The organism is Nitrospira defluvii, assembly GCF_905220995.1.
Lineage (GTDB): Bacteria > Nitrospirota > Nitrospiria > Nitrospirales > Nitrospiraceae > Nitrospira_A > Nitrospira_A defluvii_C.
Window position 1 is genome coordinate 1,280,889 of the sequence record NZ_CAJNBJ010000001.1, and the last position, 23,602, is coordinate 1,304,490.

The following is a 23,602-nucleotide window of genomic DNA, read 5'->3' on the forward strand; positions in this document are numbered from 1 at the left end:
GCGGCGTATGGAGTATTGCCGGATGTCCGGGCATCATTCGATTGTCCTCAGATGGGGACCGCTCATCGCGTGCCCGGCTTGCATGTTCCTCTCCACCCAGAAAGTGAGCAAGGACTCCCATGTTGAATGAGTCTTGGATGGTGCGACTGGCTGAATTGCAAGAAGTGCTGACGGTCTTTCCCACCGATCTCGCCTCACGGTGTGATTTGGCTCTCCTACTTGAAAGACTAGACCAGCATGAAGAAGCTCAATTTAACTGGAAGGCGGTACTGGACTCTGATCCGAATAATCTCAAAGCTCGTGAAGGCATCGCCCGCTGCCGACGTCGAACGGGCCGACCGCTGCAATCTCTGCTATGAACAGAACATCGCTGTATGACGCTGTAGCAGGATGCGGAAAAAGTCCGCCAGCGGCGTTCTCGCATCGCTCAGCGGCTCACCGTACCGCAAGAGTACGATTCGCCCCTGTGCTCGCTGCGGCCTTGCTGGACGGCCTTTTCGCGCATCCTGCGAGGCTGTTCAACGTCGTCCCACACCGCGTATCTGTGGTGGCTTTGGGACTCAAAATGAGTTTTTCCGCAACCTGGTAGAGGAGAGCCCACATATGTATTACGCCATGACTGTCTTACTGCTTGTTGCGACCATGTGCGGAGAAGCCGTCTGGGCCTATGAAGCCATCACGGTTTCAGAGGGTGGGACTCTTACGGGCACCGTCAAGCTCGAAGGGACTGTCCCCAAGCCGAAGGGGTACAACCTCACGACCTTGCCGGACCAATTCTACTGCGGGCGCATTTCGGATGGGCAAGGCTGGCGCATCCTGCAACCGTTCCAGGTCGGGCCTGGAGGCGAGTTTCGCGACGTCGTGGTTTATCTGGAAGGGATCGACAAGGGCAAACCCTTCAGCGAAGGGAGCGTACCGCAAATCGATGCGAAAGACTGCCTCTTCGAACCGTTCACCACGGTTGTGCGGGACGATCAATCTGTGACAGTGGTCAACATGGATCCCGTCATGCACGACATTCAGGCGTATGAAACGTCCCAATTAGGTGCCCGCGTATTGTTCAATGTGCCGCTGCCCATGAATCCGCAACACCCGCGCAATCTAAAAGATCGCAGCGATGCCGGGATGTACCACAAACATATGGCCGGCCCGCCGATGAAGCAATTGGTCAATCTCAGCAAGGGTCGCCGGATCTTCGTCATGCAATGCGGCTTCCATGCCTACATGGAGAGCTGGGGGCTGGCCGTCACCAATCCGTATTTTGCCAAGACCGACGAGCATGGCCGGTTTACCCTGACCGATGTGCCGCCGGGCACCTATAAGTTGGTTGTCTGGCATCCCTACATCAGGACGACCGTTGAGCAGACGGTCACCATTGGTCCTAAGGGAACTGTTGACGCCACCATCGGCGTCCCGGCGCCGACGGGGCGGCTCTATGCCAACGAGGTGATGGAGCATCCGTACACTCGCTATAACGTGCTTGAGGAAACGAAGCGAGAAATCGATCCAATGATCCACAAGCAGGCGCACTAAATCGGGAGTGATCGGGGAGCGAAGCGCCAAGCCGTATCTGGTGGAGGCCGAACAGTAGAAGAAAAGGCGCGCTACCTCTGGCGACGCTGGCATGAGAAGAGAATGAGGGAGCCGGTCCAATTCGAGCCGGCATGGTCCCACGGAGGAGCCTCAGTTCGCATGAAGTGGTTTTCTGGGTACTGCTCGTTGTCCCTCATGCACGGCTGCTTCTCGGATATCAATTGATGTGTCCATCCGTCCATTGTAAGGTGCCGGGAAACTACCAGTGGGGGCGAGAAGATGTGTTATGTGCCTAGTTTCTGGGCATGCTTCTTGAGGATTATCCTGCAACGATGACCGTTCTATTCGTCGGCCTGCTGGCGATCTACATGGCCGGCATCATCTTTCCTCCCTGTTTCCCCGGGAGACCGAGGATTCAGAACCTTGTCGCGCATGGGCTTGCGATCGGGGCAGGTCTCGTAGGCACCGCTCTTGGGCTTGCCGGACTCCTGGCACCGGAGCCCTGGACAGCCTCCGCTGAATCAACAATACCTTTTCTCAGCTTTGCAATCCGCCTCGATCCGCTGGCGTCGTTCTTCGTCCTCACGATCTCCGTGGTCGGCCTTGCCTCGTCTATTTTTGCGCTGGGTTACGTGACTGAATTCTATGGTCGGTCGTCCCTCGGCGCAATGGGATCTCTCTTCAACGGCTTCTTGCTCGCGATGATGCTCGTCGTCATGGCCGACAACGGGTTCTTCTTCTTGATCGTCTGGGAGCTGATGTCGCTGCTGTCCTATTTTCTGGTGGTTACGGAACACGAAAAAGCCGAAGTTCGTTATGCTGGGTTGTTTTATTTTATCATGACGCACGTCGGCACCGCGTGTATCATTCTGACGTTTGTGATTTTCTCGCAGGAGGCCGGGTCCTTTTCCTTCGAAGACTTTCGTCATCCCGATCAACGGTTGCCAGATGGGTTGCGATCGATCGCTTTTTTCATGGCCTTGATCGGATTCGGGGCCAAGGCCGGCATCGTTCCCTTGCATGTGTGGCTGCCTTACGCCCACCCAGCGGCGCCGTCCCATATTTCAGCGCTGATGTCCGGCGTCATGATCAAGACGGCCGTGTATGCCTTGATCCGGGTGTACTTCGATTTTCTTGAAGGGGTGTTTCCCTGGTGGTGGGGCTTTACAGTGTTGAGCATCGGCGCGCTGTCCGCCCTCCTGGGCGTCATGTACGCGTTGATGGAGCACGACCTCAAGAGCCTACTGGCCTTTCACAGTGTGGAGAACATCGGGATTATCCTGTTGGGCATCGGCGCTGGCATGATCTTTCACACCTATGGGCTGCATGAACTGGCCGCGCTCGGCCTCCTCGCCGGTCTGTACCATACGATCAACCACGCAACGTTCAAAGCTCTGCTGTTCCTCGGTGCCGGCGCCGTGCAGTTCGCCACACACACGAGGGATATCGAGGAGTACGGCGGCTTGCTGCGCCGCATGCCATGGACCGGGCTGTTCTTTCTGATCGGTGCCGTGTCGATTGCGGCGCTTCCGCCCACCAACGGATTCGTGAGTGAGTGGCTGGTCTTTCAGAGCCTCTTTCTCAGCGTGCAATTGCCGACCTTGTTTCTCAAGCTGATGTTGCCGATCGCCGCCGCGATCCTGGCGCTGACCGGTGCGCTAGCGCTGGCCTGTTTCGCGAAAGCCTTCGGCATGGCGTTTCTGGCGCAGCCGCGCAGCGCCCATGCCCGGAAGGCGGTGGAAGTACCGGTGTCGATGCGAATCGGAATGGGGATCCTCGCGGGGAGCTGTGTGGTACTCGGACTCGCTCCCATGCTGGTCGTGCCTCTGTTGGATCGGGTCACCGGTCCGTTGACAGGGGTGGCGATCAGCCAAAAAGTGTTGGCGCTTGACGGCTGGGTCGTGGCCCCGGTGACGGTGGAATTCTCCAGTATCTCGACGCCGGTGTTGGCGGGGCTCCTGGTCGGCGCCGGACTGCTGGGGTTGTTGATCGCTCGCTGGCTCGGGAAAGGGGTGCCGGCGCGTTACACCAGAACGTGGGGCTGCGGGCTCCCGCTCACGCCGCGTATGGAATATACCGCCACCGGCTTCGTGCAACCGATCAAGCAGGTGTTTGAGACGGTCTACCAGCCGACGGTGAAACTGGAGCGGGAATTTCTGGAGCAGTCGAAGTACTTCATCCGGCATCAGCGAGTGGAATTTCACACTGAACCACTCTTCGAGACGTATCTCTACCGGCCGGTCGTCAGGAAGCTGCTGGCCCTGGCGGAGCGCCTACGCGTCATTCAGGTCGGGAGCCTGCATCTGTATCTGACCTATATTTTTGTGACGCTCGTCTTGTTGTTGCTCTGGGCGGGGTAGCTCGCGCCGGACGTGTCGAATGGGGTGATGCCGGTGTACCGGCGTGGAGGTGAGACGTAGGATGCAGGTGATGGTGCAAGTGGTGCTGATCGTCGTGCAGTTGATCATGCTGCTCGCCCTCGCTCCGTTCATCGTCGGGGTGATCCGGAAGGTCAAAGCCAGGCTGCAATGCCGTCGCGGTGCCGGCCTCTTCCAACCCTATGCCGACCTGGCGAAACTGTTCCGCAAACAGCCGGTGCGCTCCTCGACCACATCCTGGATTTTTGCGGCTGCCCCGTACATCGTATTCGCGTCGACCGTGGCGGCAGGCTTGTTGATGCCCGTGTTCCTCTCCCACACGCCACTCAATTTCGCGGGCAACATTATTGCGCTGGTGTATCTCCTGGCCCTGGGGACCTTTTTCCTGATTCTGGCCGGGCTGGATGCCGGGTCGGCATTCGGCGGCATGGGCAGCAGCCGGGAGGCGATCATCGCGACCCTGGCTGAACCGGCGATGATGTTGTCCATTTTGGCCATTGCGCTGACGGCAGGGTCCACGAATTTGAGCACGATCGTCCACCAGTCGGCGTTGCTTGAGGGCGTGGTGCTGGCTCCTCCCGCGCACCTCATGGCGCTGGCGGCGATGTTTATCGTGACGCTGGCGGAGACAGGGCGTGTGCCGGTGGACAATCCCGCGACCCATCTCGAACTGACGATGATTCATGAGGCGATGTTGCTGGAATACTCCGGCCGGTATCTGGCGTTGATGGAATGGGCGGCGGGAATCAAGCTGTTGGTATTGTTGACGCTTATCGTAAATGTCTTCGCCCCTTGGGGCATCGCGACGAGCCTGGCGCCGGCTGCCCTGGCGACGGGCACCGTGGTGTATGTGCTGAAAGTGGCCGGGCTGGCGGTCGTCATCGGGGTGATTGAATCGATGTTCGCCAAGTTGCGGCTGTTTCGCGTGCCGGAACTGCTGGGTGCGGCCTTCATTCTGGCCCTGTTGGCGTTGGTGTTTTTCTACACGTTGAGAGGATAAGGCGGTGTCGGAATCCACGCATCTCGGGTCGCAGTTGGTCAACCTCTGCTCTGTGCTGTTGCTGTTGAGTTGTTTCGCCATCGTCGCACAGCGACGGCTCTCGGCCTGCGTGGATCTGTTCGCTTTGCAGTCGTTCTTCCTGGCCTGCACGGCGGCGTTGGTCGCGTTCCTGACCGGGCATCGGCACATCTATTTTGCCGCAGCGTTGACCGTGGTTATCAAAGTGATCGTGTTGCCACGGATTCTCCGGAAGGTCATCGAGCGCCTGAATGTGTCGCGGGAATTGGTCATGAACATCAACATTCCGGCCGGGTTATTGATCTGTGGCGGACTGGTGGTGGTGGCGTTTTTCATCACGCAGCCCATCATTCCGCTGGGGTATCTCCTGACTCGGGATTCATTGGCTCTCGCCCTGGCCATTATTCTGATCGGATTCTTTACGATGATCGCCCGTAAAAAGGCGGTCACGCAAATGGTGGGATTCCTGGTGATGGAGAACGGCGTGTTTCTGGGCACCACGGCAGCGGCCTACGGCATGCCGTTGATCGTCGAATTAGGAGTGTTTTTTGATGTACTCGTCGCGGGCCTGATCGCAGGGATTTACACCCATCGACTGCAGGATGCCTTCGACAGTGTGGACACCAGCGAGCTGACGGCATTGAAGGAATGAGCGGAGTGATGAGCGACGTCTTGGAAGCGGGTGCCACATGTGGCCGGTGATCGTCTTGCTGGCGGGGCCGGTCCTCGCCGGGTTATTGAGCCTGGTGATCCGCCGTGCCCGGGTGTTGCACGCCGTGAATTTTGCAACGATGCTGGCATTGGGCGTCGCCGAGACCGTCTTGACCAGACAGGTGTTGGCGGAAGGAGCGGTCACGACGTTGGGCGCGCTCGTCTATGTGGATGCGCTGTCGGATTTTATTCTGATCATCATCACCGCCATCGGACTGTCCTGCTCGTTGTACATGTGGTCGTATATGGACGAACAGGTGGCGCGTGGCGTGATTGCGCCGAAGCATCTGGGTGTCTTCTTCTTTCTGTTTCATATGTTTTTGTTCGCGATGGTGGCCGCGACGATGGCCAACAGCCTCGGCGTGCAATGGGTGGCGGTGGAGGGCACCACGCTGGCGACAACCTTCCTGATTGCCTTCTTCCGGAGGCGGGAGTCGCTGGAGGCGGGCTGGAAATATCTGATCCTCTGCTCGGTGGGTATCGCCCTGGCCCTGTTTGGCGTCGTGCTGACTTACTACTCGTCGGTGCGGGTGCTCGGCGATGCGAGTTCGGCGTTGAACGTCACGGAGTTGATCGGAGTCGCCGATCGATTAGACCCGAACGTCCTGAAGCTGGCGTTTCTCTTTATTCTCGTCGGGTACGGCACAAAGGTCGGCTTGGTGCCGATGCATACCTGGTTGCCGGATGCATACACGGAAGCGCCAGCGCCGATTGCGGCGATGTTGGCCGGGGTCTTGGAGACGGTGGCGGTGTATACGCTACTGCGCAGCAAGGCCATCGTCGATCAGGCGCTCCCGTCCGAATTCACCGGAAATCTGCTGCTGGTCTTCGGGTTTGTGTCGTTTGTGGTGGCCTCGCTGTTTATCCTGCTCCAGCACAATTATAAACGGCTCTTTGCCTATTCGAGCATCGAGCATATGGGGCTGGCCATGATCGGCTTCGGGGTCGGCGGACTCGTCGGCACGTTCGGCGGGCTCTTCCATCTGCTGAACCATGCCCTTGCCAAGGCACTGGCGTTTTTCGTTGCCGGCAATATTCACCGGCGGCATGACACGTTGGAAATCGACGATGTGCGGGGTCTGGCCAAGTCTCAGCCGGTCACAGCGGTGGCGACGCTGGTGGCGGCTTTCGCGCTGGTCGGGCTGCCTCCCTTTTCGCCGTTCGTGAGCGAGTTACTGGTGGTATCGGCCCTGTCTGCCCAGAACTTCGCCTCCGATACGGTGCATGTGGGCCGGTTTGTGGCCGTGACCATTTCGGACGAGATGCGTAGCGTGGGGCTCGTCGCCGTGTTCTTGCTGTTTGGAGTCGTCTTGTTTGGAGGCATGCTGTCGAAAATCGGCTCCATGGTGTGGGGCGCTCCACGGGAGGGCGTCGCTCGAGGCGAGTCCTGGACGGTGGGACATGTGCCTCTGCTGGCCATGATGGTGGCGTTGATCGGCTTAGGGTTCGCACTCCCTGAGCCGGTACGGACATTGCTGGCCCGGGCTGTCACGGTGATCGTCCAGAGGTAGCACATGAACGACGGATCGGGAGCGGTCGAGCAGATACGAGGGGCGTTCGCCCGGGCCATCACGGACATCGGTGCCGTTGACGGTGTGCCGATGCTGCGGTTGCGGAAGCAGGACGTCCCGGCGGTCGCCCGCTATATCCATACGGATCCACACTTGCGCGGCTCGCTTTCGCTACTTTGGGCTGTCGATCACCGCCCTCGCGAGGCCCGCTATGAACTCTGCTATCTGTTCACGCTGGCGGAACGCAAAGACTGGCTGCTCCTGTCGGTTGATCTCACAGGAGGCGAGCGCGAGTTTGCGTCGATCACGCCGGTGGTGCATGCGGCAAAGTGGTACGAACGGGAGATTCGTGATCTCTTCGGTCTGATTCCTGTTGGCCATCCGGACATGCGGAGGTTGGTTCGTCACGAACATTGGCCGAAGGGGTCCCATCCGCTGAAGAAAGATTTTGGATGGGATCAGGTGCTGGGCCGCATGCAGGGAGAGTACGCGTTCAGGAAAATTCATGGCGACGGGGTGTTCGAAATCCCTGTCGGCCCGATCCATGCCGGGATCATCGAACCAGGCCATTTCCGGTTTTCGGTGGCCGGCGAACCGATCCTGCAGCTCGAAGTGCGTCATTTCTGGAAGCACCGTGGGGTGGAAAAGCTGTTCGAGCAACAGCGCCTGACGGAAGCCGTGACGCTCGCGGAGCGGGTGTCCGGCGATACCTCAGTCGGCCATAGCTTGGCCTATTGCCAGGCGGTGGAGAGGCTTTTGGGGGTGACGGTGCCGCCGCGAGCCCGGTATCTGCGCAGCATCTTTCTCGAACTCGAGCGGTTGCACAATCACATCGGCGATGTCGGCGCCATCTGTAACGATACGGCCTATGCCCTGGCGCATGCTCACTGCGGCCGGATGAAAGAACAGCTCATGCAGCTGAACGATCGCCTGACCGGGTCACGGTTCCTGCGGGGGGTGAATACGGTCGGCGGAGTGTCGATGGACCTCTCCGGCGTGCAACTGTCACAAGTCGATGCGGAGTTGCAGGCCATTGAGCAGGAGTTTGCCGGAATTGAAAAAATTCTGTTTGCGAATGCCTCGCTGACCGAACGATTGGAGAACACGGGAGTGCTGTCCGAACACATCGCATGGGACCATGCGGTCATGGGGGTCGTGGGCCGCGCGTCCGGTATCGACAGAGATCTTCGTCGAGATCGGCCATTCGCCGCGTATCACGAGTGTCAACCGACGGTGGCCGGCTATCGCTACGGAGATGTCCGTGCCCGCATGCGAGTGCGCCTGGATGAAGTGCATGACTCGGTCCGTCTCATCCATGCGCTTCACCGACAATTGCCGTTGGGGCCGCTCATGGTCCAGCCGATCCGGAATCCGTCGCCGGGTGAATGGGCAATCGCGGCTGTCGAAGGTTGGCGCGGCGAAATCCTGTATGTCGTCATGGCGGGAGCGGAGGGGCGGATTCACCGGTGCAAAGTCCGTGACCCGTCGTTTGTGCACTGGCCGGCGATTCAGTGGGCGGCTGTGGGAAACATCGTGCCGGATTTTCCGTTGATCAATAAAAGCTTCAATTTGTCCTATGCAGGCAATGATCTGTGAGAAACTAGCCTTGAGCAATCCGCTCTGAGCAGCCGGTTCCGAGCGGCCACCTGATCGCTGACTGCTGACGGCTAAGGAGGTGCCATGTTTCGGATCATTAAGAAGAGTCTCGCGACCGGTGTCGTGACGGGGCAGTATCCTGCCGCGAAGTCCCCTTCTGAGCCGGTGAGCCGGGAGGCGATCGAAAAGGCGAAGTCGTTCAGGCGATCCCTGACGATCCGTGAAGTGGACACCGGGTCGTGCAACGCCTGCGAGATGGAAATGAATGCGCTGGCCAATCCCGTCTACGACGTGGAGCGGTTCGGAGTGCACATTGCGGCTTCGCCGCGTCACACCGATGCCTTGGTAGTAACCGGGCCGGTGACCGTCAACATGGAGCGTGCATTGAAGGATGTCTATAAGCAGACGCCTGAGCCGAAGCTCGTCATCGCGCTGGGGGATTGCGCGATCACCTGCGGGGTGTTTAAGGGCAGTTATGCGGTGACGGGTCCGGTAGAACGTCACATTCCGGTCGATGTCCGTATCCCCGGTTGTCCTCCGCGGCCGGCGGAGATTCTCGCGGTGTTGGACACGCTCCGGCACGAGCCTGCCGGTCCGGGCACGTGATCAGCCGCGGGCGCACTGCATGTACTTTTTCGGTTCCTTTCTCTCCGCGATTCGTTTACATCTCTCCTGATTCTCGATGACCTGAGTGCGCGCATCGCCAAGGTGTGATGCGTGCTGGCTTGTGAGTGTGGGATGGCGCTAGTTCAGTATTCGAGTACCCCTGTCAGGGTAAATCTCCGGAATGTTCTGCGCCGGTGGACGATGTGGCTTGGCGGGGCGGCCTTCCTGTGGAGTTTTGTTGTCGCGCCAGCCTGTGCCGAAAGTGTTCCTGCGACGGATTCGTCACCTGAAGCCGATGAGGCGGTCTCGCTCTGGCATTACGGCGCGTATCTCGATGTCGGCTACGTGCTCAATTTCAATTTTCCCGAGAACCATCTCTGGCGGAGTCGTGGGACGGCGGTGCGGCACAACGAGTTCGTGCCGAATATGGCCCTGGTGTATGTTCGGAAGGATGCGAATGAGTCATCGCGTTGGGGGATGGAACTCGGGATGCAAGGCGGGTACGACTCCGAACGATTCGCGTTTTTGCAGGGGGAGCGTGAGGTAAACGGGGCGGATGCGCTTCGGCACATCCATCGGGCGAATGTGTCCTACCTTGCCCCGGTCGGCAACGGTCTCACCATCACTGCCGGGTTGTTTAATAGCCTCATCGGGTATGAATCGCTGTACGCGAAGGATAACACGAATTACACCCGCTCATGGATCGCCGACAATACGCCGTACATGATGTTCGGCATCAATGCGAAATATCCACTCAGTGACCGGTTGACCGTCGCTGCGTTTGTCATCAACCGATACTTTCATCTCGCGTACACGAACGATCAGCCGTCGTATGGAGGCCAGTGGTCGTATCACGCGACGCCGCGGCTCACCCTGACTCAAACGTTGTATGGCGGTCCCGACCAGACCAACACAGCCGTGCAGTTCTGGCGGTTCTACGCGAATCACATAGTCGAGTGGAAGGGGGACGCTCTGACGCTTGCGGCTTCCTATGACATTGGAACGGAGAACATCGCCGATCGTCCCGGGCATCCTCGTGCGTTCGTCACTGGTGGGAATATCGTGGCACGGTGGCATGTGACTGGCCCCTGGACTCTGGCAGTGAGACCGGAGTTCTATTGGGACCGAAACGGGCGCTGGACGGGGTCGGAGCAATTCGTCAAGGCCGTGACTTCAACTATCGAATATCGAATTCCCTACAAATGGACCAACACCACGGTTCGGCTCGAGCATCGATGGGATGAATCGACCGGAGCAGGCGGGGGATTTTTTCGGCGGGGTGAGGTACAACCCGGCGTGCTGAGTCTCACGCCGAATCAGCACCTGGTGTTGTTGGGGATTCTGTGGACCTTCGATAGCCCGTGAGCCGGCGCTGAAACTGGCTTGGGGCTTCGTTCTCGCCTCGATCACGCCCTCGAAGCCCTGTCTGAAGTACGCCTCAGCCTGTTTGCTCACTGCGGCCTCGCCCTGCAGCCCTATAGAGTGTCCGCGCCGCCGCTCAGTCAGGGACGCGCTGTTTTTCTCTCAAAAGCCGCAATGTATCGGCGAGTTCTCTGCCGAACCTTGCCATCGCGACATCCTTCGCCTCGGCCACAGCAGCCTTGTCGTCGAGTGACGGCGCCGGGCCGATGAGGGTCGTTTCGCCATCGGCGGTTTGTGTGCCGTACAGGGCGCCGGTGCGAACATCCCAGAGTGTTCCCTCCACCATGAACAGGGCATGGCTTTCCGTGCCGTGCGCAAAGTAGGCGCCGATGCCGGTGGCGTACCAGGCGGCATGCCCGTTGTTGTAGCGCTCCACGGCGGAGGCTCCATCGATGATGAGTAACGCATCGGCATTGTAGCGCGCGGCGGCCAAGCGAATGTCGCGGAGCGTGCTCCCTTGGACCGTGGAGTTTGCCAGGAGAAATGCCTGTTGAAGAATACCTTCCTCCTGCACCGACGCGAGCGCCCGCTGCAGGCGGTCGGCATCCGCCCCCAACCAGTTTGCGCGTTGTAATGCCGGCCGGCTTGGAAAATCCCGGTGTTTGAAATAGATAGCCAGGCGATAGGGGGTCGGCAGGTTCGCTTGCAAGGCCATGGTGGCAGCGACATCGCGGTCCGTGACTACCTCGGGATGATCGTGAAACGATTCCTGCAGGATCTGGCGGTTGAGCCCTCGACTGCCGCTGCAGGCAGAGAGACTCATCACTCCAACGAGTACCAGAACGATGGGTAGTGTGGCTCTGTTCATGTCTCTCCTGCGGTTACCGTGAGGGGGAAGACGCGGACTCTTGGCCATGCGACAGAGCTTCCAGTGCCAGCATGAGGGCATGGGTGCCGGAGCGGCCATGGCCGAGCGCCTGGACCTTCTGATAGAGCTGATGCGCCAAGGTCAGACCCGGCAGCGTGAGATCGCGTCGCCGCGCTTCTTCCAGCGCGATGCCCATGTCCTTGACGAAGTGGTCGACGAAAAACCCGGGATCAAAATTTCTCGCCAATATGCGCGGGGCCAGGTGGTCCAGCGTCCAGCAGGCGGCAGCCCCACCGCGGATCGACTCCAACATGCGTGGCACGTCGAGTCCGGCGCGGTATCCGTAGAGCAGGCTTTCACAGACGCCGACCATGGTGCCGGCGATCACGATTTGGTTGCACAGTTTGGTATGTTGTCCTGCGCCGGGCCCGCCCTGGTGGACAATGTTCTTTCCCAGACATTCAAACAGCGGCATGACGGCCTGCACCGCCTCGGTCTCGCCGCCGACCATGACGGAGAGGGTGGCATTGCGCGCTCCGACGTCACCGCCGGACACCGGCGCATCGAGGGCTGCAGCGCCATGGGTCTGCGCGGCTTCCGCGATGGCAGAGGCCAGGGACGGTTCCGTCGTGGTCATATCGACGAGCACCATCCCGGGACGTGATCCGGCGAGCACGCCCTGCTTTCCGAAGTAGACCTCCCGCACGTCATTGGGAAAGCCGACCATCGTGAACAGCACGTCGGTTTGCTCTGCCACGGCGCGGGGTGAATCGGCCCAGGTGGCTCCCTTTGTCAGGAGCGGCAAGGCTTTGGTGCGGTTGCGGGTGAAGAGCGTGAGACGGTAACCGGCGTGCAGTAGGTGTTGGCACATGGGCCCGCCCATGACGCCGGTGCCGATCCACCCGATGCGGGTCGTGGCTGGAGCCGCCAGGCCGGGAAGTTGGGGAGGGAGAGGTGAGGTCATGGGCTACTCTACCAAGGGGGTGATCCGGTTGGCGATCGCTTGCACGATTCCCTCTTGATCCATGGCGATCTTCGATCCTTTGAAGCTTAATGCATATCCTCCGTGGCTCGGGGCTTGTATGGTGGCATCCACGACCACACGCGCGCCATCCTCCACGTCTGGATCTTTCACCATCGGAACTCCGCAGAGCCCTGGTACGGCGACGGACAGCGTTGCAGTGTCATCCTCCAGGTTGAACAGGTAGCCCCCATAGCAGGTCGAGCCGGCCGGGATTTCGTAGGGATCGAGCGGCTGCACCTGGCGTACGGTTCCCTTGAGCGTGACTTGCCGCAGATGGAACAACGCGGGGTCCGCCAGCACCTCCTGTACGGTGAGGACTTCTTGTGCCCGGCCTAGGCCGAGAGGTGACAGGAACAAGAGCGTGGCGTACGCGAGCAGGGCGGTCCTGAGGCGTGGCGCAGTGGAGAGAGTCAGGATAGTCATTGCGGGCATTCTAGCATTGTTTGTTTCGAGGATCCCTCTCATAGGCTTTCGCGCCGCGAGTCGATATAATCGCCACGACCATGAGGGAGGTAGATCAATGAGCGACGTGCAACGGCAGGTGGAGACCTACATTAATGACAGTCGTCCGCAGTATGAAGAGATGCTCGGGCAGGCGGTGGAAATTCCTTCCATCAGCATGGATCCCCGGCATGCTCCCGACGTGCACCGCATGGCCGAACTCGCTGCACAGTACCTGCGGGCTGCGGGCGCCGAGGCGCACATCGTCGAGACTCCGGGATATCCGGTGGTGTCGGGCGGTTGGACGGTCGATCCCGGCTATCCCACCGTCACGGTCTACAATCACATGGATGTCCAGCCGGCGCAGGAGCCCGAGTGGAAACAGTCTCCCTTTGCCTTTCAGAACGACAACGGCATCTACCGAGGACGTGGTGCGACGGATGATAAGGGGCCGGCCCTCGCGGCCCTGTTCGGCGCGCGTTATGCGATCGACCAGGGGGTGCCGATCAATGTGCGGTTTCTCTGGGAGCTGGAAGAGGAGAACGGGAGTCCCAGTTTTGCCTCGGCGATCAAGAGCCGGGCGGCGATCCCGCGTCCCGACTCAGTGGTCATTTCGGATACGATCTGGCTCTCCAAGAATCAGCCGGCGATGCCGTACGGATTGCGGGGGTTGCTCGGCGCGCGCCTGGTGCTGCGAACCGGAACCAAGGACGCTCATTCCGGTGTGACCGGCGGGGCTGCTCGTAACCCGCTCGTCGAGTTGATGGACATTGTCCATGCCTGTGTTGATGCCAAGACCGGGAAGGTGAAGATCCCAGGGTTTTATGATGAGGTCGTGCCGCCGACAAAGGCTGAGATCGCGAGTTTCCTGAAGTCGGGTTTTCAGGTGAGCAAGTTCAAGCAAGCCTACGGATTCAGGACGTTGCGCACGGAGGATCCGGCTGAGGTCATGCGGCGGATTTGGGCCGCTCCCACGTTCGAGGTGCATGGGCTTACCGGTGGCTATCATGGTCCCGGCGTCAAGACCATCGTGCCCGGCCATAGCGAACTCAAAATCAGCATGCGGCTGGTGCCGAGTCAGACTCCTGAGAAGGTCTTCACCTTGCTGAGGACATATGTGGCCAAGTTGAATCCCGCGGTGAAGGTGGAACGAGAGGGCATGTTGCACCCGTTCCGGGGTGCCTTCGAGGGGCCGTATGTCGAGGCGGTGAAGCGTGCGGTGCAAGCCGGATTCGGGAAGCAACCGGCGTTCATCCGTGAAGGGGGCTCTATCGGCGCGGTGGTGACGATGCAGAAGGCCTGGAAGGTCCCGATTCTGTTCATGGGCCTGAGTCTGCCTGAGCATGGCTACCATGCGCCCAATGAGTATTTCGATTGGGGGCAGGCCTCCGGCGGCATCAAAGCATTTTCCCATTATTTTTCGGAGTTGGCGAAGATGGCAAGGGGATAGAGTGATCTGGTGGATCTCCCTTGCTCGCGCAACGCGCGGTCTCACAGACCCTCGTTGGGCGCGCGCAGTGGGAGCCCAGCCAGGCCACTGGCATGGCATCACGTGCCGTATACAGCAAGGATTCACAGATCGTTTTCGGAATTGGCAGGAGGGCGATAATCGTCCCTCGCCCCTCGGACGCTGCTTCGAGTGCGCAGATCGCGGTATTTTTGAAACATGATACACATCATATTTTATTGCTGGTAACCTCGGTATCCTGCCAGTGTGTCTCAATGGATCGGTGCCCATTCACACTAACAGGAGGAGCCGCAGTATCATGACAGGATGCAATACCCGCTTTCGTCAGTCGGTGATCCGCACGGTTTTGGGGCTGGCCGCAGTCTCGGGCCTCGCCATGCAGCCGGTCGAGTCCGCGTTCGCGAAAGTCGTTGAAGTTTCCATGACCGCCGTAGAAACGAAGCTCGTCATCGACGGCGAGGGACATACATACGATGCCTGGACGTTCAACGGGCAATTTCCTGGTCCGGTGATTCGAGTGCAGGAAGGCGACGAAGTCGTGTTTTCGCTGACGAATCCTGAAACCAACGGGCGTCCCCACTCCATGGATTTCCATGCCGCGGAGACCAACTTCCTCGAGCATTACAAGGAAGTGCGCCCCGGTGAGTCCTTGCAATATCGATTCAAGGCGAAGTGGCCGGGCATCTTTGCCTATCATTGCGGCGCGTCTCCCATGATTCAGCACATCGCGCGGGGAATGATGGGGGCGATTATCGTCGATCCCAAAGATCCTAAGGCGTTGCCGAAGGCGGATCGGGAATACGTGCTGGTGCAGAGTGAGTTATTCAAAGATCCGGACGATGCGGACGCCATGTTCGATCGCAAGTACCAGCATGTGGTGTTCAACGGATCCGTCTTCCGGTATGACCCGGTGCACAGCAAGGCGGGAGGCGATTTCTTAGACGCCAAGCCGGGCGAGCGGGTTCGGTTTTATTTTGTGAACGCCGGCCCGAACAACGTGTCAGCGGTCCATCCGATCGCTGAGATTTGGGACGATGTGTGGGAAAGCGGCAATCCTGCCAACCATACGCGCGGCGTGCAGACTCAGCTGATTCCACCTGCCGGCGCGGCGATCCTCGATATGGTCCTGGATAACAATGACGGGGTGTATCCGATCGTCACCCACTCCTTGACCGACGCGCTTCGCGGTGCCATTGCACTGTTGAAGGTGGACAAGGATGCAAGGCAGTTGCCGCTCATGCCGCTTGTGACGCCTGCTAAGTAATCGGCGCGCCGCGTCTCGCGCCACTGACGACAGGCCGGGCGGCTTCACAGCCGCCCGGCCTACTTTTTCTTCCGACTCACCAACTTGTACAACATCGCAAACTTGATGGCGTGCCGGTGCGGCCTGATAGTTCACGCCTGGGCGAGAGTCGGGCGCGGACGTCGTCTGCAAAGGGGCAGTTCATGATGGATTACGTGAGCGAGCTCATGTCGATGACGAAACGATACCGGACGTCACCGCGGACTAATCGATCGTAGGCCTCATTCAGCTGCTGAATCGGGATGACCTCCACGTCGGCCCCGCACTTGTGCTTGGCGCAGAAGTCTAACATTTCCTGCGTTTCCTGAATGCCGCCGATCAATGATCCCACGAGTCTTCGCCGTTTGAGGATCAACGGAAAGGCTCCCAGTTGCGCCGGTTTGTCCGGCACGCCGACGAGGATCATCGTGCCGTCGGTCTTGAGCAATTCCAACTGCGCATCCAGATCATGAGGCGCCGAGACCGTGTCCAGAATGAAGTCGAACCGTTTGGCCAGTGTGGTGAATGTCTTGGGGTCGGATGTCTTGAAGAAGTCTGTGGCCCCCAATCGCTTGGCGTCGTGACGTTTTTTGCCGGAGTGGCTGAGCACGGTCACGTGAGCGCCCAAGGCCTTTCCGATTTTGACGGCCATGTGACCAAGTCCTCCCAGGCCGACAACTGCCAGGCGATGGGTCTTGCCTACTCCCCAGTGGCGTAAGGGGGAATAGGCGGTGATGCCGGCGCACAGAAGCGGTGCGGCTTCCTCGGGACGTAATTGCTTGGGGATGCGAAGGACATATCGCTGATCAACGACCAGCTTGGTGGAATACCCGCCATAGGTCGGAGTGATGCCGTCCCGCTCCTTGCCATTGTAGGTAAAGCTCAGATGGCCTTCGCAGTACTGCTCTTGGCCTTTCTTGCATTGCGGGCAGGTCCGGCAGGAATCGACGAAACATCCGACTCCGACCATCTGGCCGACTTTGAATTGCTTGACCGAGGCGCCGACCCGTTCGACGACTCCCACGATTTCATGCCCGGGCACCATGGGGAAGATCGAGCCGCCCCATTCATCTCGTGCCTGATGCACGTCCGAATGACAAATGCCGCAGTACCGGATGCCGATCAGTATGTCCTGCCGGCCTACCTCTCGGCGTGAAAATGTGAAGGGAGCGAGCCGGGATTTCGCGGTGCGAGCGGCGTAGCCTCGTACGTCGATCATGGTGTGTGTTCCTTCCGATCTGGTTTGGGGGCGGCGCGTGACGGTCGGATCGGTTATGGCGTGGGTGCCGGTGGAGAATGCTCCGGTTCGAGCGTGACGCCGATTGCCGACGGGTCCTGCTCCCATGCGCCGGGTGCGATGAGGCCGAGCAGCGGTAACAGGAAGAACGCTCCCCCGATCACATCCACGAGGCCGACGCTGCTGAGTTTTCGGCCTGTCACTCTGGTCTGTGGCGTATAGCCGGCTTTGTGTATCTCCACCGTGAGGTCCCCCCGGCGTGGGACCTGGTGCTGCAGCGGCGTCGTCCCGGCAAGGGTCCCGTTGATCATCACGTCCGCCCCCGGCGGTTCAGAATTGACGATCAGCGGTTGTGACGTTCCACCAAAGATCGAGCAGCCGGCAAGATGCAGGCAGCAGGCGAGCAGCATCACGGCTGTGGCGGTCTTCGGGGTGCTTGGGTTCCGGCCTCTGCATGGCATAGGGATTCCCTGGCGACACATCCGCGACATCGTTACCACAGCTATCCGTAGTTGACAAGGTATGAAGGGGAACGGAGAGGGCGCTCACATGGGTCATCAAACAGACCGGCAGAGGCTGGTATTGCCCTCTACCGGTCCAGGGTGTGTCGGTTAGACTGGGGGAGTCGTGGCGAGGATGGGAGCGAAGATCGGATCGGCGTCGAGCACCGCTTTCAGCAGTCCGGTGTGCAGAAAGTAGCGCCACACTTCATCCGACTTGCCGGGGACCTCATCAAACCACCGTTTGGCTTCGGTGAGGTGGTGCAGCATCTTCGTCTTGTCCCCATAGTTCGGCAAAAAGATCATGGCGTAGGCCATGGCGTATTCGGCCAGAAATTTGTCGAGCGGCAGTTCGGCATAGGCCAAGGAGGCCTCGGCGTTGGCATAGGCTCGTGGGGTTTCCGGGTCATGCAGAATACGGTTCCAGGAGACCTTGTTGATGCGAGACCAGGCGAGTTGGAGCAAGGCCTCGGCTTTGGGCGTCTTGCGGTTCTCCGGAATGTCTTTGACGAGAGCTTCGAATGTTTCGACCATGGGAATCTGGTCGTTGTTCCATCGATAGGCCACCCCGAGTCTGAACCGGTTGTCCAGTTGTTCCGGCCTGATTGTGGTCAGGGTTTGGAGGGCCGGTATCAAGCGATAGAGGAGGTCGGCCGGCGTGGGTTGGGAAAGGCCGCCCATTTCCATCGCGTTTGAGAGATCCATCCGGAGGCCCTGTGCATAGATGTTCCAGTAAAACTCGTCCACCACGATCCCCAGCGCCGGATCTTTTGCCGGCACCTGATGGGCGCCTCGCGCTTCAAACAGGAGAGCGCTGTAGAGATGCCGAGTCAGGACTGTGAGGGCGTCCGGCTGTTGCGGGTCGATGATCAGTACCCGGTTGAGCAAGGCGACTCGATCGCGGAGCTCGGGGAAAATAGCCGCGCGCGCGGCCGCCGCGGTCAGGACACCCGGTTGGTCGTTCGGCTCCCACCAGGCCAGGGATTCCGGCAACACCCGGCTCACTTCGGTGGTGAACGGGATTTTATCTGCGATCATGCCTGGCGCTTCCGGTTGTGACGCCACCGGCAGGTTGAACACCGCCGTATCGCCGGGGAATCCATGTTGCTTCAGGCCGGTAAAGACGACCCACTGCGTGGTCACGGATTTCAGCGCTCGCCGTGGGCGCTTGATCGTGCTCGTCCATTTCACATGGCCCGCGGCGTAGCTCACGGGCGAGGTGAGGGGGTCCTGATACTGAATCGCAAGTTGCACCAAGGTGGTCGGAGCCGCCAGCACTTTGCCGGCGCGTGTCAGCTTGAATGAGCCGGATGGAATCGTGCGGCTGCCGAGGGCTCTCACATGGAGGCCGCTGCCGGGCGGGGAAATCCCCACCACATCCGCTACAAAGGCGGAGGCTGGGGCTCTCGGGAGATCATCCCCGAAAAAGACCAATGGACCTGTGCTCGGCCATAGAATATCCATGGCAATGTCCGACCGTTTCAGCATCGGCGCATAGGCTTCGGTCAGGGTTTGCCAGCAGGCATCGTAGAAGGCATCTCCGGCTGGGGCAAACTGCTTGGCCTTTCCCTGAAGGGCTGTCACGAAACGGTACTGGCACGCAAAGTCCAGCTGTCCTGCTGTGACTCGATCACCCTGCGAAAGGGCTTCGGCATACCGGATGGCAGTCTGTATGGCCGGTGTCGTTTTGACTGTGCCGGCTTTGGCATGTCCCTTCGTGCCGCTTGCCGGTGCCGATTCGGCCGTTCCGGCCCAGGCCCCGAGCGCGACCGCGAGGGTTGCGATAACAATCGTCTGTCGTCGATGGAACAGGTTCCCGAGAATCATGCGAACGACCTCCCGTGAGGATGAAAAGAGGATCACTCTATCATGGGGCTCTTTTCAGGCGAAAGAGGCGCGATCGGGAAGAGGACGGGTTTAGGGGGCAGGCGGAGGGGGCGTGGAGGATCGGCTGAACCGCACCAGGAAACGAATATAGTGGAGCGCGGCCTGTTGATCTTCCACCGCTAACCGGTCTTGCCAGGCCGGCATGGCGGTGCGGGGCTTGCCATGCGCGATCGTGCGCAGCAGTTCTGTATCGGTTTTGGCGGAGGTGGCGGCCGACACGAGATTGCCGGGGCGTGGCGAGAGGAACGGGGCCTTGGGCCCGTCGCCTTTGCCGGTTTCTCCATGGCATTCCATGCAATGCTCGCGATAGATGATTTGGCCGCGATCAAGCACGTCCGAAGGCTGGGCCATCAGCAGCGCACTGCCGCTTCCGACCAGCACAAGCGCGAGGAACAGGCGGTCGGAGAACGGAGCCATCACGTCCGGTCACACTGCGTCGGCAGCTTTTAATATCTGGAGGCGGAGGGCGGCGCGATCTTTTTCAGAGAGGGGCGGTGAGGGGCGGTGCTGACACAGGCGGACCGTTTGACGCAGGGAGTCGAGGAAGACCTCGCAATTCGGGCAATCGCCAAGGTGCAGGCGAATTTCCGAGCAGACGTCGCCCGAGAGCTCGTCGTCCAGGTAGGCCGAGAGACGTTCGAGGACTTTCACACAATTCCGCTTACGGTGACCCTGGTGAGGGGTGGGCTTGCGAGTGCCTGGATATGTGCGTACGCGGTCTGCCATGGTGGTGCTTCTTCTTGACTATACCAAACTATCGGTGTCGGGTGGTAACGTCCTCGTGCCCATCGACAGTCAAGCCTTTGCCGCTCAGTTCCTTTCGGACAAACAAGCGGGCACGGTGCAGGCGGGACTTGATGGCGCGTTCGTTCAGCCCGAGAATGCCGCCCACCTCCTTGGCGCTCAATCCTTCCATGTCGCGCAGGACCAGGACCATGCGGTATTTGCGTGGCAGTTTGGCGATGGCCCGGTCAAGAATCTGGCGCAGCTCCTTATTTTCCAGCGCTTCTTGAGGGCTCAGGCCCTCCATCGGGATCTGTAAGGAAAATTCGCCTTCCGACGTCGGGATGAACTCGGTGAGGGACAACTCGCGTTCCGGTTCTCCCTTTCGCTTGCGTCGCATGCGCTGGCAGGCATGGGACGCGATCGCGTAGAGCCAGGTCGACACTTGCGAGTCCCCGCGGAAGCGGTCGTACGCGCGATACGCGTTCAGGAATGTCTCTTGGACCAGATCTTTGGCCGCCTCCGCCTCCCCGCACAGGCGATAGGCGAAGCGGTACATCACATCGACGTTGTCGCGATAGAGCTGGTCGAAGGGACGGGCAGTGGGGGAAGACGCGCCATGGCCGTCTGTTGAGCCGGACTCACTGTGCTTCCGTGCTGCCATACGCGGAGGCGAGTCTACGGGCCACGTCCAAACCCTGTCAAGGGAGCGGAACCGACCCCAACGTGGCTACGGCCGCAGTTAGGGGACGCGACGGATCTCGACGAGTTCACCCTGCTGGCCCAGCTCCACAGTAATCGGCACGCCTTCTTTCATCGCCGCGAGGGAGGGTGGTCGCTGTGCGAGAGGAATGGACTGCGTCCCTTCCGGGCTCTGCATGATCAGCGCGTTCTGCCCATCCTCGTACGCCAGCGGGCCGGATAGGAACCGGCGGGACGGGGTGGTGAGGCCGTCTTGATACAGGTCGATGGCCACGTGCCGATCCTGGACCCAGACCGACATCTCCTGCCCAACCTTTGCGTTACGGACGCCGGTTTTCGAGCTGACGGTCACGATGCCGAGCGAGGTTTTCAGGAAGACATAGTTCGATTTCAGTTTGGAGACCGTTCCATTTAACAGCAGCTGGACGGCCGAGGTGTTGCGGGGAATCTGGTTTACCTGAAGGTCGAACTGCACGTCGTGCAGGCCGCGAACGGTTCCCGCCCCGTCGACTTCGACGGTCAACGGCTGCTGGTCCGAACGGCCGGCGATTTTCGCTTCAAATACGCCGAGCGTGAAAGACCGTTCGCCGTCCGGGGTCCAGAGCGTGACGGCATGCTTGTCCGGCGTCGTGAAGTTGGGCATACCGGTGACGTAGCGGTGCACCAGTTTATCGGCGCTTCTCTCGCGAATATCAACGACGCTGGTGGTGCCGTGAACATACAGCGTGATCTTGTGCGAGTTCTTGATATCGCGCAGCGTGGTTTTTGAACTGAGCGAGAGCGGGCCGATCGGGGTCTGCAGGAAGATGATTCCGGGTCTGGACCGCCAGATCGAGCCGGATACTCGCACGGATGGCGAGACCGGTGCCTGCGGTGCCGGTGCCTCGGGCTCAGCCGTTTCGGCAGGGACGGGTGCAGGGGGGGCCTCGCCGGATTCAGTCAGGGGCGGCGGTTCGATGAGCGGTGTGGCTGTATCTGCCCAAGTCGGTGCCGCCAGACACACCAGGGACACACAGGCGCGCCATGCGAGAGAGAAACGCAGCGATCGCTGTTGGGAATGCACGAAGGTAGCCATAGTGTTCGTCGACCGATTCTGTGTGGAATGGTGTGACGCCGATTGAGCGGGGGAGAAACCAGTCATCCTCTTCGAATGACGAGTCCTGCCGGATCGTGCGTGGCGTACAACGTCTCCTGTGCGAATAACATGCTGGTCGGTGTGAGTCAAGTTGAAAGCCTCTCGGCACGGCCGCTGAGAGGTTCGTATCGGCCCAGTGTCAGGTCTCGCGAACTGAGAGCGAGCACCCGCGCGGAGACGAAGTCATTTTTTGCGGACCATCAACCGAATGGGCGTGCCTGAAAAATGGTATTCCTTGCGGATTTGGTTCTCAAGAAAACGCAGGTAGGCCGGAGTCATGTTGTCAGGGTGTCCCACAAACAGGGCAAACGCGGGAGGGCGTGTCGCAACTTGCGTCATAAAGGCTGATTTGCTGGCCTTGGCCGGTTTGCCTTTTCGCACCGGCAACGGATGTTCTTCCAGGAGACCCTGGAAAAACTGGTTCAAGCTGCCGGTGGGAACCCGCTTGCAAAAGGACAAGTACACCTGGTCGATCAGGGCAAACAGGCCGCGCAAAAAATCCTGTCCCAGCGCGGAGATGAACAGCACCGGCGCCCAGGCGAGGAAAGGAAAGCGGCGTTCGAGGTCCTGTTTGTAGGTCTCTCGGGCGCCCACGTCGTCGGCCTTGAGGTCCCACTTGTTGACGATCAGGATGCAGGCGCGCCCCTGTTTGAGGACCAGGCCTGCGATCTTGGTGTCCTGTTCCGTGACGCCCTCTTCAGCGTCGAGCAGGAGCACCGCCACGTCTGAACGGCCGATGGCGCGCAACGAACGGGCGACGCTGTAGCCTTCAATGCCGCGCTCCACGCGGCCTCGCCGACGGATGCCGGCGGTGTCGGTCAACACATATTGACGGTCCTTGAACGTCGCTACCGAATCCACTGGGTCTCGCGTTGTGCCGGGCACATTGCTGACGACCACCCGCGTTTCACCGAGGACCGAATTGACCAGGGTGGATTTTCCGACGTTCGGGCGTCCCACGATGGCGATCCGAGGGATCTCCGACGCGGTTTCCTCCTCGGACAGTTCCACCATGTGAGGAAACAGGTCGTCAAGCAGCTCGGCGACGCCGATCCCATGTTCGGCCGACAAGGGATAGAGCTGTTCCTGGCCTAAGCGATAGAAATCGGCGATGAGCGGATCGGCCTTCGGTGTATCCACCTTGTTGATCGCATAAAACACGGGCTTGTCCGTTCCACGCAAGGTGGCCACGACCTCTTCGTCCGGCGGAGTCAGGCCGGCTCTGGCGTCGAGGACGAGGACCAGGATGTCGGCTTCGGCAATGGCGAGTTGGGATTGTTGCCGGATCAACGACAACATGCCCTCCTGGGCCGTCGGATCAAGTCCGCCCGTGTCGACCAGTCGGAAGTGCCGGTTGCGATAGGTGGTATCCGCATAGTTGCGGTCTCTCGTCACGCCTGGGACGTCGTCGACGATGGCGGCTCTCGTTCCGAGAATGCGGTTGAAGAGCGTCGATTTGCCGACATTGGGCCGCCCGATCAGGGCGATGATGGGCAGACGACCGCCTTCAAGCGTGAAGAGTGGCGTAACGGGACCACGAGCGGGTTTTGAGCGGGGCATGGTGAGGGACGGTAACACAGAGATTTCAAGGAACACAATCACTCGTCATCTCCAACGGGT

General features: G+C 60.0%; 22 protein-coding genes. 11 read left to right on the forward strand and 11 right to left on the reverse strand.

Annotation, left to right across the window (positions count from 1 at the left end):
• The first annotated feature begins 119 nt into the window (after positions 1 to 119).
• The 9 genes from KJA79_RS06240 to KJA79_RS06280 all read left to right on the forward strand — a co-directional run bounded on the left by KJA79_RS06240 (position 120) and on the right by KJA79_RS06280 (position 10,718).
• Complete coding sequence (locus KJA79_RS06240) at positions 120 to 359, forward strand: tetratricopeptide repeat protein (protein WP_013250751.1); 240 nt, start codon at positions 120 to 122, stop codon at positions 357 to 359.
• Between the two features lie 244 nt (positions 360 to 603).
• Entirely contained in the window at positions 604 to 1,533 is a 930-nt protein-coding gene (locus KJA79_RS06245) for a carboxypeptidase-like regulatory domain-containing protein (protein ID WP_213041121.1), read from the forward strand.
• 332 nt (positions 1,534 to 1,865) lie between these two features.
• A complete protein-coding gene (gene hyfB, locus KJA79_RS06250; protein WP_213041122.1) occupies positions 1,866 to 3,893 on the forward strand; it encodes a hydrogenase 4 subunit B in 2,028 nt (675 codons plus the stop codon).
• Between the two features lie 61 nt (positions 3,894 to 3,954).
• Positions 3,955 to 4,911 (forward strand): respiratory chain complex I subunit 1 family protein, encoded by a 957-nt coding sequence (locus tag KJA79_RS06255; protein WP_213041123.1) that lies wholly within the window; start codon positions 3,955 to 3,957, stop codon positions 4,909 to 4,911.
• A 4-nt stretch (positions 4,912 to 4,915) separates the two neighbouring features.
• Positions 4,916 to 5,581, forward strand: coding sequence for a hydrogenase (locus tag KJA79_RS06260; protein WP_213041124.1), 666 nt, complete (start codon positions 4,916 to 4,918; stop codon positions 5,579 to 5,581).
• Positions 5,582 to 5,618: 37 nt separating this feature from the next.
• Positions 5,619 to 7,151 carry a hydrogenase 4 subunit F gene (locus tag KJA79_RS06265; RefSeq protein WP_213041125.1) on the forward strand — a complete coding sequence of 511 codons (1,533 nt, stop codon included), beginning with the start codon at positions 5,619 to 5,621 and terminating at the stop codon, positions 7,149 to 7,151.
• Between the two features lie 3 nt (positions 7,152 to 7,154).
• A complete protein-coding gene (locus KJA79_RS06270) occupies positions 7,155 to 8,747 on the forward strand; it encodes a hydrogenase large subunit (RefSeq protein ID WP_213041126.1) in 1,593 nt (530 codons plus the stop codon).
• 84 nt (positions 8,748 to 8,831) lie between these two features.
• Positions 8,832 to 9,353, forward strand: coding sequence for an NADH-quinone oxidoreductase subunit B family protein (locus tag KJA79_RS06275; protein ID WP_213041127.1), 522 nt, complete (start codon positions 8,832 to 8,834; stop codon positions 9,351 to 9,353).
• Between the two features lie 132 nt (positions 9,354 to 9,485).
• Positions 9,486 to 10,718: an outer membrane beta-barrel protein gene (locus KJA79_RS06280; protein WP_246507446.1), complete on the forward strand. Its 1,233-nt coding sequence runs from the start codon at positions 9,486 to 9,488 to the stop codon at positions 10,716 to 10,718.
• 133 nt (positions 10,719 to 10,851) lie between these two features.
• On the opposite strand, the gene KJA79_RS06285 is transcribed toward KJA79_RS06280, so the two are convergent.
• From KJA79_RS06285 to KJA79_RS06295, 3 genes are read right to left on the reverse strand one after another with little or no spacing between them, the layout of a single operon-like run.
• A complete protein-coding gene (locus KJA79_RS06285) occupies positions 10,852 to 11,583 on the reverse strand; it encodes a hypothetical protein (protein ID WP_213041128.1) in 732 nt (243 codons plus the stop codon).
• Positions 11,584 to 11,596: 13 nt separating this feature from the next.
• On the reverse strand, positions 11,597 to 12,547 hold the full coding sequence (locus KJA79_RS06290; RefSeq protein ID WP_213041129.1) for an NAD(P)-dependent oxidoreductase: 951 nt from the start codon (positions 12,545 to 12,547) through the stop codon (positions 11,597 to 11,599).
• Positions 12,548 to 12,550: 3 nt separating this feature from the next.
• Entirely contained in the window at positions 12,551 to 13,030 is a 480-nt protein-coding gene (locus KJA79_RS06295; RefSeq protein ID WP_213041130.1) for a hypothetical protein, read from the reverse strand.
• A gap of 97 nt (positions 13,031 to 13,127) precedes the next feature.
• On the opposite strand from KJA79_RS06295, the gene KJA79_RS06300 reads away from it, so the two are divergent.
• On the forward strand, positions 13,128 to 14,498 hold the full coding sequence (locus tag KJA79_RS06300; protein WP_213041131.1) for a M20/M25/M40 family metallo-hydrolase: 1,371 nt from the start codon (positions 13,128 to 13,130) through the stop codon (positions 14,496 to 14,498).
• Between the two features lie 316 nt (positions 14,499 to 14,814).
• Positions 14,815 to 15,780, forward strand: coding sequence for a multicopper oxidase domain-containing protein (locus KJA79_RS06305; protein ID WP_213041132.1), 966 nt, complete (start codon positions 14,815 to 14,817; stop codon positions 15,778 to 15,780).
• A 190-nt stretch (positions 15,781 to 15,970) separates the two neighbouring features.
• Here KJA79_RS06305 and KJA79_RS06310 read toward each other — a convergent pair whose 3' ends face one another.
• The 8 genes from KJA79_RS06310 to der all read right to left on the reverse strand — a co-directional run bounded on the left by KJA79_RS06310 (position 15,971) and on the right by der (position 23,542).
• A complete protein-coding gene (locus KJA79_RS06310; protein WP_213041133.1) occupies positions 15,971 to 17,017 on the reverse strand; it encodes an NAD(P)-dependent alcohol dehydrogenase in 1,047 nt (348 codons plus the stop codon).
• Positions 17,018 to 17,070: 53 nt separating this feature from the next.
• A complete protein-coding gene (locus KJA79_RS06315) occupies positions 17,071 to 17,496 on the reverse strand; it encodes a PEGA domain-containing protein (RefSeq protein WP_213041134.1) in 426 nt (141 codons plus the stop codon).
• Positions 17,497 to 17,646: 150 nt separating this feature from the next.
• A complete protein-coding gene (locus tag KJA79_RS06320; protein WP_213041135.1) occupies positions 17,647 to 19,362 on the reverse strand; it encodes a hypothetical protein in 1,716 nt (571 codons plus the stop codon).
• A gap of 90 nt (positions 19,363 to 19,452) precedes the next feature.
• Positions 19,453 to 19,839: a c-type cytochrome gene (locus tag KJA79_RS06325; RefSeq protein ID WP_213041136.1), complete on the reverse strand. Its 387-nt coding sequence runs from the start codon at positions 19,837 to 19,839 to the stop codon at positions 19,453 to 19,455.
• 9 nt (positions 19,840 to 19,848) lie between these two features.
• On the reverse strand, positions 19,849 to 20,148 hold the full coding sequence (locus KJA79_RS23295) for an anti-sigma factor family protein (RefSeq protein ID WP_425518095.1): 300 nt from the start codon (positions 20,146 to 20,148) through the stop codon (positions 19,849 to 19,851).
• Positions 20,149 to 20,176: 28 nt separating this feature from the next.
• Positions 20,177 to 20,809: an RNA polymerase sigma factor gene (locus tag KJA79_RS06335; RefSeq protein WP_213041138.1), complete on the reverse strand. Its 633-nt coding sequence runs from the start codon at positions 20,807 to 20,809 to the stop codon at positions 20,177 to 20,179.
• Positions 20,810 to 20,887: 78 nt separating this feature from the next.
• Positions 20,888 to 21,922, reverse strand: coding sequence for a hypothetical protein (locus KJA79_RS06340; RefSeq protein WP_213041139.1), 1,035 nt, complete (start codon positions 21,920 to 21,922; stop codon positions 20,888 to 20,890).
• A 243-nt stretch (positions 21,923 to 22,165) separates the two neighbouring features.
• Positions 22,166 to 23,542 carry a ribosome biogenesis GTPase Der gene (der, locus tag KJA79_RS06345; protein WP_246507448.1) on the reverse strand — a complete coding sequence of 459 codons (1,377 nt, stop codon included), beginning with the start codon at positions 23,540 to 23,542 and terminating at the stop codon, positions 22,166 to 22,168.
• Positions 23,543 to 23,602 lie beyond the last annotated feature (60 nt).

Coding starts and splice junctions, on each gene's coding strand:
- KJA79_RS23295 (WP_425518095.1), bottom strand. CDS start 20,148: ATGGCAGACCGCGTACGCACATATCCAGGCACTCGCAAGCCCACCCCT.
- KJA79_RS06340 (WP_213041139.1), bottom strand. CDS start 21,922: ATGGCTACCTTCGTGCATTCCCAACAGCGATCGCTGCGTTTCTCTCTC.
- hyfB (WP_213041122.1), top strand. CDS start 1,866: ATGACCGTTCTATTCGTCGGCCTGCTGGCGATCTACATGGCCGGCATC.
- KJA79_RS06265 (WP_213041125.1), top strand. CDS start 5,619: ATGTGGCCGGTGATCGTCTTGCTGGCGGGGCCGGTCCTCGCCGGGTTA.
- KJA79_RS06320 (WP_213041135.1), bottom strand. CDS start 19,362: ATGATTCTCGGGAACCTGTTCCATCGACGACAGACGATTGTTATCGCA.
- KJA79_RS06270 (WP_213041126.1), top strand. CDS start 7,155: ATGAACGACGGATCGGGAGCGGTCGAGCAGATACGAGGGGCGTTCGCC.
- KJA79_RS06240 (WP_013250751.1), top strand. CDS start 120: ATGTTGAATGAGTCTTGGATGGTGCGACTGGCTGAATTGCAAGAAGTG.
- KJA79_RS06280 (WP_246507446.1), top strand. CDS start 9,486: ATGGCGCTAGTTCAGTATTCGAGTACCCCTGTCAGGGTAAATCTCCGG.
- KJA79_RS06325 (WP_213041136.1), bottom strand. CDS start 19,839: ATGGCTCCGTTCTCCGACCGCCTGTTCCTCGCGCTTGTGCTGGTCGGA.
- KJA79_RS06310 (WP_213041133.1), bottom strand. CDS start 17,017: ATGATCGACGTACGAGGCTACGCCGCTCGCACCGCGAAATCCCGGCTC.
- der (WP_246507448.1), bottom strand. CDS start 23,542: ATGCCCCGCTCAAAACCCGCTCGTGGTCCCGTTACGCCACTCTTCACG.
- KJA79_RS06305 (WP_213041132.1), top strand. CDS start 14,815: ATGACAGGATGCAATACCCGCTTTCGTCAGTCGGTGATCCGCACGGTT.
- KJA79_RS06295 (WP_213041130.1), bottom strand. CDS start 13,030: ATGACTATCCTGACTCTCTCCACTGCGCCACGCCTCAGGACCGCCCTG.
- KJA79_RS06315 (WP_213041134.1), bottom strand. CDS start 17,496: ATGCCATGCAGAGGCCGGAACCCAAGCACCCCGAAGACCGCCACAGCC.
- KJA79_RS06245 (WP_213041121.1), top strand. CDS start 604: ATGTATTACGCCATGACTGTCTTACTGCTTGTTGCGACCATGTGCGGA.
- KJA79_RS06285 (WP_213041128.1), bottom strand. CDS start 11,583: ATGAACAGAGCCACACTACCCATCGTTCTGGTACTCGTTGGAGTGATG.
- KJA79_RS06255 (WP_213041123.1), top strand. CDS start 3,955: ATGCAGGTGATGGTGCAAGTGGTGCTGATCGTCGTGCAGTTGATCATG.
- KJA79_RS06300 (WP_213041131.1), top strand. CDS start 13,128: ATGAGCGACGTGCAACGGCAGGTGGAGACCTACATTAATGACAGTCGT.
- KJA79_RS06290 (WP_213041129.1), bottom strand. CDS start 12,547: ATGACCTCACCTCTCCCTCCCCAACTTCCCGGCCTGGCGGCTCCAGCC.
- KJA79_RS06275 (WP_213041127.1), top strand. CDS start 8,832: ATGTTTCGGATCATTAAGAAGAGTCTCGCGACCGGTGTCGTGACGGGG.
- KJA79_RS06335 (WP_213041138.1), bottom strand. CDS start 20,809: ATGGCAGCACGGAAGCACAGTGAGTCCGGCTCAACAGACGGCCATGGC.